The sequence below is a fragment of the Myxococcales bacterium genome (assembly GCA_016716835.1).
In the GTDB taxonomy this organism is placed as follows: domain Bacteria; phylum Myxococcota_A; class Polyangia; order Haliangiales; family Haliangiaceae; genus JADJUW01.
The window spans coordinates 2,974,913-2,990,297 of the sequence record JADJUW010000001.1 but is presented as its reverse complement, the minus strand read 5'-3'; the positions used below and the strand labels follow the sequence as shown (position 1 = coordinate 2,990,297).

17 protein-coding genes are annotated in these 15,385 nt (G+C 62.0%); 11 read left to right on the top strand and 6 right to left on the bottom strand.

The genetic code is table 11. The annotated features are described in order from the left end of the window. Positions 1–14 precede the first annotated feature (14 nt). On the bottom strand, positions 15–662 hold the full coding sequence (locus IPL79_13325) for a hypothetical protein (GenBank protein MBK9071966.1): 648 nt from the start codon (positions 660–662) through the stop codon (positions 15–17). Here IPL79_13325 and IPL79_13320 point away from each other — a divergent pair. From IPL79_13320 to IPL79_13305, 4 genes are all read left to right on the top strand, one after another. Further along, entirely contained in the window at positions 661–1,404 is a 744-nt protein-coding gene (locus IPL79_13320; GenBank protein ID MBK9071965.1) for an RNA polymerase sigma factor, read from the top strand. The two genes, IPL79_13325 and IPL79_13320, sit on opposite strands and share 2 nt — an antisense overlap. Then, complete coding sequence (locus IPL79_13315) at positions 1,401–2,171, top strand: hypothetical protein (GenBank protein MBK9071964.1); 771 nt, start codon at positions 1,401–1,403, stop codon at positions 2,169–2,171. The genes IPL79_13320 and IPL79_13315 overlap by 4 nt, the downstream gene beginning before the upstream one ends. A gap of 87 nt (positions 2,172–2,258) precedes the next feature. Continuing rightward, positions 2,259–3,869: a hypothetical protein gene (locus IPL79_13310; GenBank protein ID MBK9071963.1), complete on the top strand. Its 1,611-nt coding sequence runs from the start codon at positions 2,259–2,261 to the stop codon at positions 3,867–3,869. A gap of 17 nt (positions 3,870–3,886) precedes the next feature. Then, entirely contained in the window at positions 3,887–4,546 is a 660-nt protein-coding gene (locus tag IPL79_13305; protein MBK9071962.1) for a hypothetical protein, read from the top strand. 55 nt (positions 4,547–4,601) lie between these two features. Here IPL79_13305 and IPL79_13300 read toward each other — a convergent pair whose 3' ends face one another. From IPL79_13300 to IPL79_13290, 3 genes are all read right to left on the bottom strand, one after another. Continuing rightward, positions 4,602–5,330 (bottom strand): trypsin-like serine protease, encoded by a 729-nt coding sequence (locus IPL79_13300; GenBank protein MBK9071961.1) that lies wholly within the window; start codon positions 5,328–5,330, stop codon positions 4,602–4,604. A gap of 264 nt (positions 5,331–5,594) precedes the next feature. Further along, on the bottom strand, positions 5,595–6,602 hold the full coding sequence (recA, locus tag IPL79_13295; protein ID MBK9071960.1) for a recombinase RecA: 1,008 nt from the start codon (positions 6,600–6,602) through the stop codon (positions 5,595–5,597). A 144-nt stretch (positions 6,603–6,746) separates the two neighbouring features. Beyond that, positions 6,747–9,095, bottom strand: coding sequence for a rhomboid family intramembrane serine protease (locus tag IPL79_13290; GenBank protein ID MBK9071959.1), 2,349 nt, complete (start codon positions 9,093–9,095; stop codon positions 6,747–6,749). 75 nt (positions 9,096–9,170) lie between these two features. Here IPL79_13290 and IPL79_13285 point away from each other — a divergent pair, with 75 nt between their 5' ends. Both IPL79_13285 and IPL79_13280 read left to right on the top strand, forming a co-directional pair. Next, entirely contained in the window at positions 9,171–9,887 is a 717-nt protein-coding gene (locus IPL79_13285; GenBank protein MBK9071958.1) for a queuosine precursor transporter, read from the top strand. 17 nt (positions 9,888–9,904) lie between these two features. Beyond that, the gene (locus IPL79_13280) at positions 9,905–10,354 is read left to right on the top strand and encodes a hypothetical protein (protein MBK9071957.1); all 450 of its coding nucleotides are present in this window, start codon (positions 9,905–9,907) and stop codon (positions 10,352–10,354) included. A 25-nt stretch (positions 10,355–10,379) separates the two neighbouring features. Here IPL79_13280 and IPL79_13275 read toward each other — a convergent pair whose 3' ends face one another. Beyond that, positions 10,380–10,535, bottom strand: a complete 156-nt coding sequence (locus IPL79_13275; GenBank protein ID MBK9071956.1) for a hypothetical protein — start codon at positions 10,533–10,535, stop codon at positions 10,380–10,382. 503 nt (positions 10,536–11,038) lie between these two features. Between IPL79_13275 and IPL79_13270 the strand changes: the two genes are divergently transcribed. After that, complete coding sequence (locus tag IPL79_13270; GenBank protein MBK9071955.1) at positions 11,039–11,311, top strand: hypothetical protein; 273 nt, start codon at positions 11,039–11,041, stop codon at positions 11,309–11,311. A gap of 16 nt (positions 11,312–11,327) precedes the next feature. Here IPL79_13270 and IPL79_13265 read toward each other — a convergent pair whose 3' ends face one another. Beyond that, the gene (locus IPL79_13265; GenBank protein MBK9071954.1) at positions 11,328–12,620 is read right to left on the bottom strand and encodes a hypothetical protein; all 1,293 of its coding nucleotides are present in this window, start codon (positions 12,618–12,620) and stop codon (positions 11,328–11,330) included. Between the two features lie 269 nt (positions 12,621–12,889). On the opposite strand from IPL79_13265, the gene IPL79_13260 reads away from it, so the two are divergent. The 4 genes from IPL79_13260 to IPL79_13245 are packed head-to-tail and all read left to right on the top strand — an operon-like array spanning position 12,890 to position 15,376. Beyond that, the gene (locus tag IPL79_13260; protein MBK9071953.1) at positions 12,890–13,381 is read left to right on the top strand and encodes a hypothetical protein; all 492 of its coding nucleotides are present in this window, start codon (positions 12,890–12,892) and stop codon (positions 13,379–13,381) included. After that, positions 13,381–14,295 carry an ATP synthase F0 subunit B gene (locus IPL79_13255; protein ID MBK9071952.1) on the top strand — a complete coding sequence of 305 codons (915 nt, stop codon included), beginning with the start codon at positions 13,381–13,383 and terminating at the stop codon, positions 14,293–14,295. Before IPL79_13260 ends, IPL79_13255 begins: the two co-directional genes overlap by 1 nt. After that, complete coding sequence (atpH, locus tag IPL79_13250) at positions 14,292–14,828, top strand: ATP synthase F1 subunit delta (protein MBK9071951.1); 537 nt, start codon at positions 14,292–14,294, stop codon at positions 14,826–14,828. Before IPL79_13255 ends, atpH begins: the two co-directional genes overlap by 4 nt. A 53-nt stretch (positions 14,829–14,881) precedes the next feature. Then, on the top strand, positions 14,882–15,376 hold the full coding sequence (locus IPL79_13245) for a transcription elongation factor GreAB (protein ID MBK9071950.1): 495 nt from the start codon (positions 14,882–14,884) through the stop codon (positions 15,374–15,376). The last annotated feature ends 9 nt before the right edge of the window (positions 15,377–15,385 follow it).

Genomic DNA, 15,385 nt, shown 5'->3' with positions numbered 1-15,385 from the left:
TTAGATCGACGCACCTATTGTTGCGGAGGTAGTGGCGGAGGCAGGGCCGGCGCGGCCTCGCCAAACAGTGCAGCGCCAAAGGCGTCGTCTTGGCAGAAGTCGTAGATGACTTTGTCGAGCGCTTCGGAAACAGCCTCGTTAAACACGTCCGGATCGTGGTCTCGCCCCCACTGTGAGCCGGTGCCGAGGTAGATGTGCGTCCAAACTAGTTGTTGACCGTAGAACAGCGAGAGGCGCAACGAGACGCGGGCCTCGAAGCGCTCGCTTTCGGTGACGTTTAGCTCAAGTATTTCGCTGGCGAGGACCAGTTCCTCATCGCCGGCCAACAGCTGCGCGCCAGCGCGGGTGAGGCGATCGAACAAGACGCCCTGCACAAAAGGAGCGACCGGCAGCGATCCGCGTACCACGGTCCCCGACTTCGCGATGACGCCGATTTGAAAACCGTCGGGACGCGACTCGACCGTCGGGGCTAGGCGCAAGCGGCGCTGGGCGAATCCCGCCGCCACCATGGGGGACACGGGCGGTGGAGTGTTTTCGCCGGCCCACATGAGGCGCATGCCTTGCGGATTATGCGCGCGTCCGCAGCCGATATTTGCGGAGGCGAAGAGGGCGACGGCAATCGCGCAGGGCGCGGCAATGACACGGAATTTGGCTAGTAACATGGCGGCACTATCGGGGCAGAGCATGGCCGATGGCAAGGCGAAAACATTGTTTGAACATAATCATCCGCCGCGGGCACTAGCCTATGTGTTACTGAGATTGTCGCTGTTTGAGACCGCCGGGGCGCAACTAGTGACCGACCAAGCCATTGACCAGGCCGCCGAATGCGTGATCGACGCCACAACGAGCGATCTGGTGGAGCGGGTGCGTGCGGGGGATCGCGGCGCGTTGGGCAAGCTTTACGAGGCGCATCACGCCGTGGTCCGCGGCTTTGCTCAGCGCCTCGTCGGCGACGCCGAAGTCGCAGAAGATATGGTTCACGAGACCTTCTTGTCACTTCCCAAGACGTTGAGGCATTTTCGCGGCGACGCTTCGCTGCGCAGCTTTCTAATTGGTGTGGCGCTCAACCATGCGCGTCACTATGTGCGCGCGGCGGCGCGCCGGCGTAAGGCGATGGCCAAGCTGGCGCAGCACGTGAGTGACGGCGTGGAGGGCGAGGTGGTCGCGCCTTCACCCGCGCAAGCGTTACAGCAAGGGCGGCTGGCGGCACATTTGTGGCGCGCGCTGGATGACCTATCGCTCGATCATCGAGCCGTTTTTGTCTTGTCCGAAATCGAGCAGCACAGCTGCGCTGAGGTTGCGGCGCTGGTCGGCGCCAGTGAGGGCACGGTGCGCAGCCGCCTGTTTTACGCCAAGCAGAAGTTGCGCGAACGGTTGCGCGACCTACAAGGAGAGTTGCCGTGAAGCGCGAGCCCGACGATCTTTTGGCACAAGCGATCGATGCCGTGCGAGCCGAGGTTAATCCTGACGATCAGGTGCTCGCGCGGCAAACGCGAATAAAGCTGCTCGAGGAGGTACCTCTACGGTGGTGGAACGCTACGCCGCGATTGGCTTGGGTCGTGGCGGGCGCCTGTTTTGTTATGGCGCCGCTCGGCTGGGCCGCGGCCACGGGCCGTTTGATCCCGGTATGGGATGCGCTTCTCGGGGTGGGTGGAGATGATCGCAACAAGGTGGAGCCGGCGCCGCAGGACGGCGTTCGCCACCACGATACAAGCCGCGAGGTTGCGCCGCTGGCACCGATTGCGCCTGTGGCGCAGCCGACAGTGACGAACGTGCCGGCGAAAACCTCTGCGCTTCTTACGGCGGCGGCCATGGAGGCTCAGGCGCCGCGCGCAAAGCCAGACAAGGCACAACAAATGTTCGCAGCCGCGCATGAGCTACATTTTCGCGGTGGCGAGCCAGCGCGCGCCTTGCAGGCATGGGACACCTACTTAGCATTTGCGCCAACTGGCGCGTTTGCGGTCGAGGCCCGCTACAATCGCGCGCTCGCGCTTATCCGTCTCGAACGCCGCGACGAAGCGGCCGCGGCCTTGGCGCCGTTTGCTTCCAGGCAGGTCTCGCCATCAGGGTATCGCCAACGCGAGGCCGCTGCGCTAATCGAGGCCTTGACCCGCGCTGCACCCGAGCCAGAACGTAAAAAATCGCAACCGCTTGAACAAATCGATCCGTAGCGGGCACTAGTGGTAATGGGCAACTCTCGGAGTCTAGCGATACGCGGGGCGGCGCTGCTGGCAAGCTTGGGCATAGCGGGCCATGCGATGGCTCAGCCGGCAGCGGATCAGGTGCACGCGCGCATCGTTGGGGCAGATGTAGCGGGCATGCCATCGACGACGCAGCTTGCGACGGCACTCGATGTCGAGTTGAAAACGACGATTGCGTTGGTCGCGGCCACCGCGATTTGTCCCGCGCTCTGCATCGAAATTGCGTTTGATGCAGCCGGGAAATCCGTGTTCGTACGAGTCGTCGGCACACGCGGCGAAACTCGAGAACGGCGGCTGCTCTTGCCCGATGACGCCGCGCAATGGTTGCAGGCTACCGTGTTGCTCGCCGGCAATTTGGTGCGCGATGAGGCCGCGGCGCTGATCGCCGGCTTGGCCTCACCGGCGCCCACGCCACCGGCTGTCGCCGAACCGGGCCCGCCGGCGCAGTCGTCTGCTCCAGGTGCACTAAGCCCCGTCGATGCTGCCGCCATGCCACCAGCACCAACGCTTGAGCTTGGCCTAGCCGCCTCGGTGCCGACGGCGCCGCATTCGTCAGATCACTCGCCGTTTTCGATTGGCCTAGTGCCGCCCCTTTCGATGGATTACGGGCGGACGGGCAAACGCTCGCACGATGTCTCGCTCGATCTCCTGGTCGGCGTCTCCGGTGGTTCACGGGCGTTAAGCATAAGCGGCCTGCTTGACTACGAGCGAGGCGATGTCGACGGCCTGCAACTCGCCGGGTTGGCAGCAAGAGCCGACAAACATCACGCTGCGGTTCAAGTGGCTGGGCTTGGTACGCTCGCTCGAACGGCCACGGTTCAAGTTGCGGGCCTGTTCAGCATCGCCGACCAGTCCGCTGGCTGGCAGATTTCAGGCGTTGGCAACATGGCCCGGTACGCAGGCTTGCAGCTTGCGGGCGGAGGAAACTATGCGTGGTCGGCTGATATTCAGATCGCTGGGGTTAGCAACGCTTCGTGGATCGGCTCACCAAAGCTGCAGCTGGCGGGATGGGTCAACGGCACGGCAATTGTACGAGGCGTGCAAATCGCATCGTTCAACGTCGCTGATAAGGTTGAAGGGCTACAGCTCGGTGCCGTAAATATCGCTGTAAAGTCGAACAGTGGCGTTCAAATCGGCGTCATCAATATTGCCGGCCGCGATGACGATGGCGTTTCGATTGGCGCAATCAATTTTGTTCCCGGCGGGCGCACTGAAATCGAAGCCGCCTTCGATAGCGATCAAACAGGCGCTATTATTATTCGCCACGGCTCGCGCAAATGGCACAACATCTATGGCGTCGCCGGCAATAGGGGCACAGACGAGACGACGTCGACACAAGACGATCAGATCTGGATGTACGGCGTTGGCATGGGTCGCGGCGCGCGCCTCGGCGCAGGGCAACTAGACGTTGAGCTCATGACGTGGCATGTCGGGCACGGCACGAGTTTCTCGGGCCAGCTTAGCTTGCTGCCGCAACTGCGCGTGACGTATGCACATCGCTTTGCGAGCGTCGCGCTGATCGGAGGTGTCGTCGGCAACGTCTACATTTCGGACGACGGCACGGATAGTTCATTTTCTATAGGCCGCGGCACTTACCTGTCGCGTGGCGATGGAGACATCGTTCGCGTCAGGGCGTGGCCGAGTGCGTTCTTGGGATTGCGCTTTTAGCGAAAGAGGGGGTTGGCATGTGGCAGCAGCGAGAAATCACCACGACGTTTCGAGTTTCGACGGTTGCGTTATCAATGGCCATAGCGTTTGCGGCGCCGATGGCCATTGATGGAAGCGGCAGACATGCCCATGCCGAGGTCAGCGTCGGCGCACGCCTCGGCGGCTATGGCTTTCGCGACGCGGCGAGTGCGCGCGACGGCCAAACGCAGTGGCGCGCGTGTCGCATGAACGGCATCGGCGTATTTGGCGAGTATGCGTTTAGTGACACGCTGTATGCCGAGGTCGGTCTCGACGCGTATTTTGTTGATAGCTGGCTTGCGACAGACGACGCCGACGCCAATGAATGGGCGATTGACCGGACCTCGATGCTGATCTCCGGGGCGGTGGGCGCCCGCGCGTGGTCGGGCAAACGTATCTCGCCCAACGTGCATGTCGGTCTTGGCGGCGAGTTTACCAAGGTAACCCTTGGCGACATCGTGACTAGCAGCGAGCGCTACACCAAGCCGGTCGCGTTTATTGGCTTCGGGGGTGATTTGAACCTAGGCAAGGTCCTGCTTGGCATGTCGCTGCGTATCCATTCGATGACCCTATTTGCCCCAGATCGGCGCAATGGCGGCGTCTCCGACGAGGCCGACTTTGCCGCTCAGATGCAGTTCTGGGCCAAGTATCGCCTGTAATTGAAATTGCCTGCGGAACAGGTTTGAGGCAAACCTTGCCGACCGCGTTGAACCCTTACTCAACTTCAACGTGCGCCGCGAGCAATTCCATGGCGCTCGCGATCCAAGGTCGCCAGCTTGAAACCGACACCGCGTGCGTCGAGTCACATTCTTTTTTAACGTAGGAGATGACACCGGTCTGAACAATGATGTCGTTCTCTAGCCTCAGCATGGCGCCACCTGAATCGCCGTGGCAAGCGTCAGTCATGCCCTCGGATGACGGCACGACATGTATTAGGTGTTCGTCTACCGACTCGACGATGACGCCCTTCTTGCGCTTGATGCCGCTATCGAGGCTGCCAAACGCGGTGTCGCCATAGCCGATGATTTCGACGAGATCGGCGGGTGCAGGGTTGGCATCGGCGAGGGGCATGAGCTCGACGTCGTCAATGGGTTCATCGAGCTTGACTACCATGATGTCGAATTGAAAGTTTTCAGACGATTTAATATCTGGAACATAGTTCGCATTCGCAACCAAGCTCGTGGCGCCTCGCGTGATGCGCGTGCCATCTTCTTTTTCAATAACGAAGATGCCTGCGGCAGCTTCGCAGTGGGCCGCGCTCAGTACGTAGGTCGGAGCGATGAGCACGCCAGAGCATTGGGAAACCAGCGAGCCGAAGCGACCTACAGAGGGATGTGCCAACGTAGCGGTGCCGCCATTTTTGCTGTCACCATGACCGGCAGCCCCGCGTTCGCCGCCAACCTGGTCGAGACAACCAGCCGAGCCCGCGGCCAGCAGTGCCATTGCGACGCAGCCGTGAACGGTAGAAGATCGTTTGACAGATGGTCGCATCGTTCTGTTACAGCTTTGCAAGCGGAAGGCCATTCGGTCCGGTTTTTAACTAACTGAAAACACTATAGAAAAATCGCTTCAGGCGCCATGCGCTGGCTAGTGCGGTAGCCTGTTTCCGCCGGTGTTTGTAAATCGCAAAGGGGCCAGCTGTACCCTTAATCGGGATGCCACCTCCCTGGATGCTTTGCTTGGACCTCTCCGTGCTGCGTTACGCCGCTACGCCTGCGCCACTGGGGCGCGCGACTGGGTGATGAGCAACTCTCGTAGGCGCAGCGCCAGCTCGGGGTGATCTTCGAGGTGCGCCAATACCTTTTCGCGGCCTTGGGCGAGCTTGGCCCCGTCGTACGAATACCACGTGCCGGATTTTTCGACGATGCCGAGCTTTTCCGCGGTGTCGATAAGCTCAGCGTTGCGGTTGACGCCGGTGCCAAACAAAATTTCAAACTCGGCTTCGCGAAACGGTGGCGCCATCTTGTTCTTGACGACCTTTACCTTGACCTCCGAGCCAATCACCTCGTCGCCCCGCTTGATCGGTTTCTTGCGCCGGATGTCTAAGCGAACCGAGCAATAAAACTTGAGCGCATTGCCGCCTGGCGTGGTTTCCGGATTGCCGTAGACGATGCCGATTTTCTGCCGCAGCTGATTAATAAAAATTACCACGGTCTTGGTCTTGGCGATTACCGCGGTCAGCTTGCGCAAGGCATGGCTCATCAGCCGCGCTTGCAAGGCCATATGCGTATCGCCCATGTCGCCCTCGATTTCGGCCTTAGGCGTTAACGCCGCTACCGAGTCGATGACGATCAAGTCGATTGCGCCGGTGCGCACCAGCGTGTCGGCGATCTCGAGCGCCTGCTCGCCGCAGTCCGGCTGCGACACCAATAAATCATCGAGCTGCACGCCGAGCCGCCGCGCATAGCCGGTATCGAGCGCATGCTCGGCGTCGATAAACGCGCACACGCCGCCGCGCGCTTGCGCCTCGGCAATGGTATGTAACGTCAGCGTGGTCTTGCCCGAAGACTCAGGCCCATAAATTTCAATGATGCGCCCGCGAGGTAGGCCGCCGACGCCGAGCGCGACATCTAAGGCGACCGACCCCGTTGGAATTACGTCGACCTGCACCACCTCGGTGCTATCGAGACGCATCAGCGCGCCGGCGCCAAATTGCTTTTGTACGACCTTGATGGCCTCGCTGATGACTTTGCTTTTCTTATCTGCTGCGGACATGGTGCCTCCTGGGAGCCAAATGCCATTGCACGCGCAGTGCCAGCGCGGCCGCGTAGGCATCACCGCAACTTGCGCGCGAGCGTGGTGCCCAAGTTGTCCAAGTCGGCCATTTGAATTGGCCAACGTGTCCGCTAGCCGCGCGTCCTATTTGCCTTGTGGCACGCCGTGCACAAGCAAATGAGCTGTTAGATCTGCACACGAAGGCTGCGCTGCACCAGGCGGTCGCTCATCTAGACAGATCACTTGCGTTCCATTTGATCCAGTCGCATAGATGCCCTGAACGGTCATGGTTGCGTCTGCGCGATTGACAATAGGCGATGCGGTCGCAGTGCTGTGAGGTGCCGCGAGCACAATCGGCACCGGCGATTTTGCTTCGTAGTCCTCGTCAAGAGCGAGCAGCATCTTGGCAACATTGGCCTCTCGCTCGCTCGAAGACAAAACGACATCGTCACCAGCGGGCGGAATATACTTTAGCCACACGGCACTACAGTCGAGCGCTACTTGCTCACCGAACGCTACCGTCGTCTTACACGCCTTCCAAAAGGCCGCGTCCACTACCACTTCCGCCGGCCGCACCATGGGCGCAACATCCGGCTTTAGGCTCTTGCTGATCTGGACCTTCGCGGCCTCCCATGCCTCCGGCAAATCCGTCGGCGCGTAGACGCGTACCACCAGGTTTTGGTCGCCAATAAACGTAAGCCACGCGTCGACCGTGGCCTCAGCACCAATCGTATAGCGCGCGCGCAGATACGGCCAGCCGGCAATGGTTTCGTCGGTCACCGCGCCAACAAGCTTCATGTTTGCTGGCACCCCTTGCTCAAACTGTTTACGTGAGACCTTCAGCAGCAGCGGCACGTCGTCGGCCGTATAGCTCTCGCCCACCGGCTCGGCCACCACCTCAACCGCCAGCGGAAACCGACCCAAATTGCCAAACGCCGTGATCGTCGCCTCGCCTTTAACTTCGACCACCTTTGCCGTCAAAAGCTCTACAGGGATCTCTACCGTAAGCCGCGCCTCTTTGATGTGGACCGAAGTTAGCCCAGGCTCTTCGCGCAGCGCCCACGGCTTGCCGTTCTGCATCGCGAGGCCAAGCGACGCACATGACAGTACCGCTAGCCCAATGGCGAGCTTGCCAAAAAAATCGTGTGCCGCTCCACCGGGTGCCTCACCCCCTACATCGCTGCCAACATTAGCGACGGTTGTTCCCCACAGCGGCGCAATCCCACGCGTCAACACGCCCGCTGCCATCAGTGCAAAGCCAAGCGCGCCGCCGCCAAAGTGGGCGTGCACGTCGATGCCGGGTTTGAACGAATACATTATGTTTAGCGCGAGCGGAATCATCGCCTGCTGCCGCGCCGTCGAAAGCACCTCTGCCGGCAAGAGCCCACGTGGCCACAAGGTGAGCGCAACGCCGGCGGCCATGAGCCCCCATATGGCTCCTGACGCACCCACCGACATGCCGGCGCTGCTCAGCCACGCGCTGGCGAGCGAACCGGCGAGCGCGGACGCAACATACAACACCACGTAGCGAGGCGCCCCCAGCAGCTTTTCGAGCAAAGGCCCAAACGTCAGCAAGGCAGCCATGTTGAACACTAGGTGCATGAGATTCGCGTGCAAAAACGCCGATGCCATCAGTCGCCACCACTGCCCATGCTCGCGCACGTATTCGCCGCTGTTGGCGCCCATCCGCCACAGCGCCGCCGAATCGAGGCCATCGCCCCAATATTTTCCAAGCGCAAACAGCACGACGCAAATCGCGGCAATCGCGCCCGTCACCCACGGCTTGCGCTTAAAGACCTCATGGTCCAGGTGTGGGGCCTGAGGGACGTCGTGGGCTTCATTACTTGGCGCGATCTCCGCCGCGCCGGTGGCATCACTACTGTCACCTACCGCCGCCAGGCGTTGCTTGGCCGCGTGCCTCGCTAGCACTTCGCGCTCGATCGCTGCGATCATCAGTGCCGGTGCATTCAGTTCAAGGTCAGGCCGCCGCGACCACAAATGCGCGATCGCGGCAATCGCCTCGGGACGCGCCGCGGTCACGCGCACGCCACCGATGCCAGGCGCCACCAGCCGAATCACCCACGAACCCGCGAGCGCACCACCCGCGGCGCTGCCGTCAAACGCGCGCACCTCGAGCTTGCGCAGCTTGTCGTACGACGAGGCAAACATGTGCTTGCCGTTGCCGACGGCGTAGTGATCGTCAAGTAGGTGCAACTCCGATTTGCGCACGCCAAACGGGCGACGCCGCGCCCAGAGAAAGAAAATAATTGTCAGCGCCAGGCTAACTAACATGAATGCATTGCCCACACCGTCAGACATTTTTTTATGGCTTGCGTCGACAACGGCGACGCGAACAATGGCCATGCCGAGAAATAGAAACATCCATAGGAAGAACAGCCCAAACGCGCGCCCCACCCGCGCCAATACGCGGTCGATGAACGAGGCGCGCAGCTTGATAGTTGGGGCGACGGGCTGCGAGCCGAATTCCGACATGCCGCGGTGCTAACACGGTTGCGCCGAGCAACGCCACCCATTGCACACCGTCATGCCCCCACGCTACATTGCCGCATGACCCATCCCCCCGGTCGGCTCGATCTGCGCGAGCTGGTCTTGCTCTACATCACCTGTATTTTTATCACCTGCCTGTTGCTCGGCAACCTCATCGCGAGCAAGGTCGCGGCGACCACGCTTGGCGGCTACACGTTCATCATCTCGATGGGGCAGCTGTCATTTCCGCTGACGTTTGTGATCACGGATTTACTCAACGAGTATTACGGCAAGCTGGTGGCGCGGCGCGTGACCCTCATTGGCTTTGTCATGACCGCGCTGGCCTTTGGCATCATCAGCCTGGCGACGTGGATCGACTGGGCACCCATGGCGCATGCGCCGGATTGGAAGGGCGTCACGCCCGCGGCCTATGACCAAGTGTTTGCCAGCACGCCGCGCTTTCAGATCGCTTCCATGGCGGCGTACCTCATCGCGCAATTTCTCGATATCGGCGTGTTTCACGCCCTGCGCCGGTGGACGCAAGAAAAGCACCTGTGGCTCCGCGCGACCGGAAGCACCGTGGTGTCGCAGCTCGTCGATACCTGCGTCGTGATCGGCATCGCGTTTGGCGCGACCTTGCCGGCGTCGCAGCTCACCTCGATGATCGTGGCGAGTTATATCGTCAAGGTCATCGTCGCCGTCGCCATGACGCCGCTTTTATACGCGCTACACTCGGTGATCGAGCGGCGGTACCACCTTGCGCCGTATCGCCATAAAGAACAGGATCCGGTGTTGTGAGCAAGCCGAAGGACGATATGAGCATTAGAAAATTTCGTGTTGCGCGCGGTCAGGCGATGGCGCTGGTTTTGGGCGGGATGGTTGGCGCTGCGAGTTGCGGGCCGTCATCGACAACGTCACCGCCACATCCCCCAGCGGTAAGCGCACAGCCAACTGCCGCGCCGGCGCCACCGCCGTCCGCGACCAATCAAATGCCCGGCCAAGCGCCCGTGCTCACGCCGCTTGCCGCTGACGTCGACAATATCTGCAATGTGCTTGAGCGCTCGGGCGCCATCAACGCGCCACCGGGCGAGCGCGGCGTGCACACGGCCGTATGGCTCGGAAAAAATGTTCACTCGGCCGAGGGCAAGAAGTTCTTAGAAGACATTCAGCCACTCACCGGCGTCGCCAAAGCCGACGCGCTCGACGGCATGGCGCTCGCCATGGGACTGGTCGATTGCCCGCTGTCGGCACAGTGGCGCAAGTGACGACGCAGGTGGAGCCGTGGGCGCGCTATTGCGGCGCCGCCAGCGTGTAGGCAACCTGGGCCTTCATTTCGGCGCTCGGCGCGCGCGCGGCGTTGCGCGGCGGCTCGGCCTTGAGGTCGAGCGCCGGCTTGAGTGCGGCGGCAAGCGGCGAGCGAACCGAGGACAACGATCGGGATTTCATGCGCATGGCGATAGCTAATGCAGATTCCGGGCCGTCGCTTTGCCTACGTAAAATCAGCCACTTGTCCGCAATGTACGGGCCAAATGGGAACGCGACTCACCACTGGGTGGTCATGCGGTCCCGGCCTACGTCGGGCCAATGAACGGCCGCCGAATCAACCTGCAGCCCCTCAGATTTCTATGCCAGTCGGTGAGCCTTCCGCGGAAATTCGGGATCGCGACGCGGCTGGGCTGAACAAGGCGCGACCCCATTGTTGGACTGCAATCGGTGGAAATTATGTCGGATTTGTTAATCTCAGCCGCATTTGTTGGTCTGCATCCGCAATTTGGTATGGCGCTTGCTCTGCGGCCAGGTATGTCGCGCACCAGATCTCTTGTCCTGCTCACCGCACTCATGCTCGTTCTCGGCGCCTGTGATCCGGCCGACGACACCTCCCCGCCGGGCCAACGCCACCCGGCCCCGCACCGACCGCCCCAACCCGAACCTATGTCGGCTATCGCTACGTGAACACCTTAGCGACGGGTCAGGTATGCGAAGACCTCTTAGAAAACGGCATCAATTGCACCCAATGGTTGCTGCTCGATGAGGCAGGCCGCGCGGAGATCATGGTGACGGATATCATTAATACCGGCACCTGGTTGGATCAAGCGGACACCATGGAAACGACGTGGCCAAACCCCGGGGACGTCGTCCCATCGATCGTCTTCACCAAAGTCGAGGAGACTCCCGATCTGGTCGATATGTTCGGTACGATCTGGCGGCAGAAGACGCCGTAGTCGCCGCGCGAAGACGCTACCAACGCGCGAGCACCCACAACACGCCGAGCGAGGCGGCGAGCGGCCCGACGGTGAGCGCGACGCCAACCTTAATGAACGTCGCAACGCGCACTTCGACTTGGTGTTTGCGCAAGATCTCAAACCATAGCAACGAGGCGAGCGAACCCATTGGCAATAGCCGCGGCCCCAAGTCGCCGCCGATGAGCGCGGCATAGGTGTAAACATGGTGCGCGTCGTCGAGGCCCGTGAGCGCGAGCGCATTTACCACCGACATTGGGTGGTTGTTGAGCAGCGCCGAGCCGAGCGCCGAAACCGTGCCCACCGTGGCGATGGGCGCGTCGCTGGCGGCGTAGAGCTGGCGGATCAGATCGACCGCGCCAACGCGTTCCAGCGCAATGGCGAGTATAAAGACGCCGACCAAAAATGGAAAAATCGACCACGCAACGCCATCGCCGAGCGATTTGAGTGAGCCTCCTGCGCGCAAGCTGACCGCGGCGCACACCAGGCCACCTGCCGCTGCCACCGGCCACAGCGGCGCGCCCGCATACGACATAATAGGGTAGGCGACGAGCACGGCGACGACCGCGGCGAGCACGAGCTTGGCACCCACTGAGAGCGCCGCCGGGGCGTTTGGCCACGCGCCGAGCGCCGGCGAGGTGTCAGCGAGCGCATCGCGAAACACCCAGCGCAAACAATAGTAGCTCGCGACCCAGCTCGCCAGTGCCACCGGAATCATGGTGAGCGCATAGCGATTAAAGCTCAGCCCCATATGCTCGGCAAAGATTAGATTCATCGGATTTGAAACGACCAGCGGCGCAACGCCCGCGGCGGCGAAGATCGCAAACGCAAACGGCACCAAGAACTTTGGATTGCGTTTTGGATACACGGTGCGCAGCAGCGCGATCACGGTGGGCGTCAGCAGCAGGATGGCGGCGTCGTTGGAAAATACGGCGGCGACCAGCGCGGCGATGACGAAGGTGACAAAGTACGCGTGACGTACCGGTCCGCGCGTGCGCGGCTCGATCCACGCGGCGAGGCGTTCGAGCAGGCCCATGCGTTCGGCGGTGGCCGTCATGATCATTACCGACCCCAGCGTGATGAACGCGGGCCACTGCGCGCGCAGCGCGGTCATGACGTCGGCAGCGTGAGTGGCGCCGGCGAGCGCGGCGATGCTAACGGCGGCTAGCGCGCCGAGCGCTGGACCCAGCCCGTGCGGCCGCCACGAGACGGCTGCCACCAGCACGGCGAGCGCAAATAGAACGACGAACATGAGCCGGCGGACCTTGGCACAGGCAGATCGGGTGGACAAGCGACCGTCACAAGGTTAGGCGTCACGAACTAGGTGAAATAACATCTTCATTTCAAGCACATGCGGGCCAAAGTGCTTGCTTGCAGATTTGGCCGGTCAGGCTGGGCTTGCCCAGCGGTCGCTCTAGAGGGTTGAACTGAAATCCACCACTTTCGCGTGTATCGTTTTGTAATCACGGGGTTATTTAACGTAGTACGTGACCCCATGCCGGGCGGATTGACACGTGGTTTGGCGGCGGCGTATAAGCGCGCCAGCATTTCGGAGATCTCATGACTTTACAAGCAGTTACGTCTCTGTCCGCGGCGCTGGCGGCACGCGTCGGCGATGCGCATCCACTGATGGATATCGACTGGACGATTTTCATCCAGTTCGGCATTTTTGTCGCTGTGTTTTTCGTCGCCAAGACCTTTCTGTTTACGCCGTATCTCGCGTTGCGTGCACGGCGGGAAGAGGGCATCGACGGTGCGCGCACGCAAGCGCACAACATGAGCGCCGAGGCCGACGCCAAGCTCGCCGATTACGAAAAGAAGTTGGCTGCGGCTAAGGCCAAGGCCGGCGAGGAGCAGCGCACCATTCGCGCCGCCGCCGCCGCGCACGAACGCGACGTGACGGACACCGCGCGAGCGACCTCGCAAAAAGCGTGGAACGAGGCGCAGGCGCAAGTGAGCAAAAACGTCACTGCCGCGCGCGGAGAGCTAATGACCAGCGCCGATGCGCTTGCCAAGCAAATGGCATCGCGTCTGTTAGGAAGGCAAATCTAATGCGATCGATTTTTGTCGCTGCGTTGCGCACCCCTGCGCATCGTCTTGGGCTTGCGGTTGGCATCGTTTCGCTGCTGATCGCAGGCGTTGCCATCGCGGATGAAACTGCGCCGGCGCCCGCAGCCGCGCAAGTGCGCGTCGGGGGCATCGATGTCACCGAGCCGCCCGTGGTGATCAATCCAAATCGCAAAGTCGGTACTGAACCAAACACGCCGGCACACGCCGTCGCCGCAGATCCTCATGGCGAGGCGGCACACCATGGCCACCATGACCCATCGCAGAATTTCAACTGGGTTACCGGCGGCCTCTTTGGCTACAAAAAACTCGACGCCGCGGGCGGCCCGCTCGGCGACGGCAAGATGGGTGAGGGCGACCACGCAGAGCCGCTCACCGGTGGCGAAAAAGAAACGCCGATGTCGGCGCCGTTTATTTTTGCGCTGGTCAACTTTGCGATCTTGCTGTGGATCCTCGGCGCCAAGGCGTGGCCGGTGGTGCAAAAGCTCGCCGCCGATCGCAGCGATGGCATCAAGAGCGCGCTCGATGAGGCGCGCGTGCTGCGTGAGGCCGCGCAGGCCAAGCTCGCCGAATACGACGCCAAGCTCGCGGCCTCGGCCGCCGACATGGACAAGCTCGTCGCCGACATGAAGGCCGATGCCGAAAACGAAAAACGCCGCATCCTCGCCGCCGCCGATGAACAGGCCGCCGCGATGAAGAAAGATGTCGAGCAGCGCATTGCCGCCGAGATCACGCGGGCGCGCACCGAGCTGCAGCGCGAGGTGGCGGTCGCCGCCGCCGCCGCCGCCGAAACCATGTTGCGCAGCGCCGCGTCGGCCGGTGATCAAACCGCGCTCGTGGCGCAATTTCAAAAAGACCTTGACGCCAAGCTTGGCGCCAGCAGCGGGAGGCCATCATGAGTTCCGGAAGCGTCGCGCGTCGTTATGCCAAGGCCATCGTCGATATCGGCGATGCGCAGCAGATTCTCACCGTGCTTGGCAGCGACCTCGAAAAGATCGCGCAGCTGTTTGCCAGCTCGACCGAGCTGGCGGTCAGCATGTCGAACCCCGCGTTTCCGCGCAGCGATCGCCGCAAAATCTTGACCGCGCTGCTCGAGCGCGTGCAGACCCACGCCATCACGCGCAACGTGATGAACCTTTTGCTCGACAAAGACCGCATCGGCGAGCTGGCCGCCATCGCCCGCGAGCTGCGCGCGCTGATCCAGGCGCGCTCGGGCAAGCTAACCGCGGAGATTATTTCGTTCGCGCCGCTCGCCGCCGATCAGCTTGCCGCGATCACGGCGAGCCTGGAGAAACTCACCGGCAAGCGTCTCGACGTCACCAAGCGCGAAGATGCCAGCCTGCTCGGCGGCGTCGTCGCCAAGGTCGGCGACGTCGTCTACGACGGCAGCCTCAAAACGCAATTGCGCACGCTGCGCGACCAGCTCGCGTAGGTCGGCGCGCCCGTTCACGTCACCTTGCCGTCCAGCTACCAAGGCCCCGCGCGATGAAGACCACGTTGCAGCGCGAGCTCATCGACGCCTTGACGGCGCAGCTGCACGCCTCTAAGGCCGCCTATCAGGCCTCGGTCGACGGCGCTTTTCACGACGAGGCCAAGCCCGAGAACGACAAAGATACGCGAGGCATTGAGCTCTCGTACTTGGCGCGGGGGCAGGCCAAGCGCGTGGAAGAGCTAGAAACCGCGATTGCGAAGGTTTCGCGCATGACGTTGCGCGATTTTGCTGACGATGACCCAATTAGCGCGTCGGCCGTGGTGAGCGTGGCCTTTGCGGGCCGCGTCGCCGCACAGCGCTACTTTATTGCGCCCGCCGGGGGCGGTCTTGAGCTCACCGGCGGCATCGTCGTCGTTACCCCGGGCTCGCCGCTGGGGCGGCGCCTTTGTGGCAAAGCTCGCGGCGACGAAACCGTCGATGAGACCCGCGACGAAGAAGCTAGCGAACGCGAAGCCGCCCAGGTTGGCGAAATTATCGCCGTGGTCTAGCCCGGCACG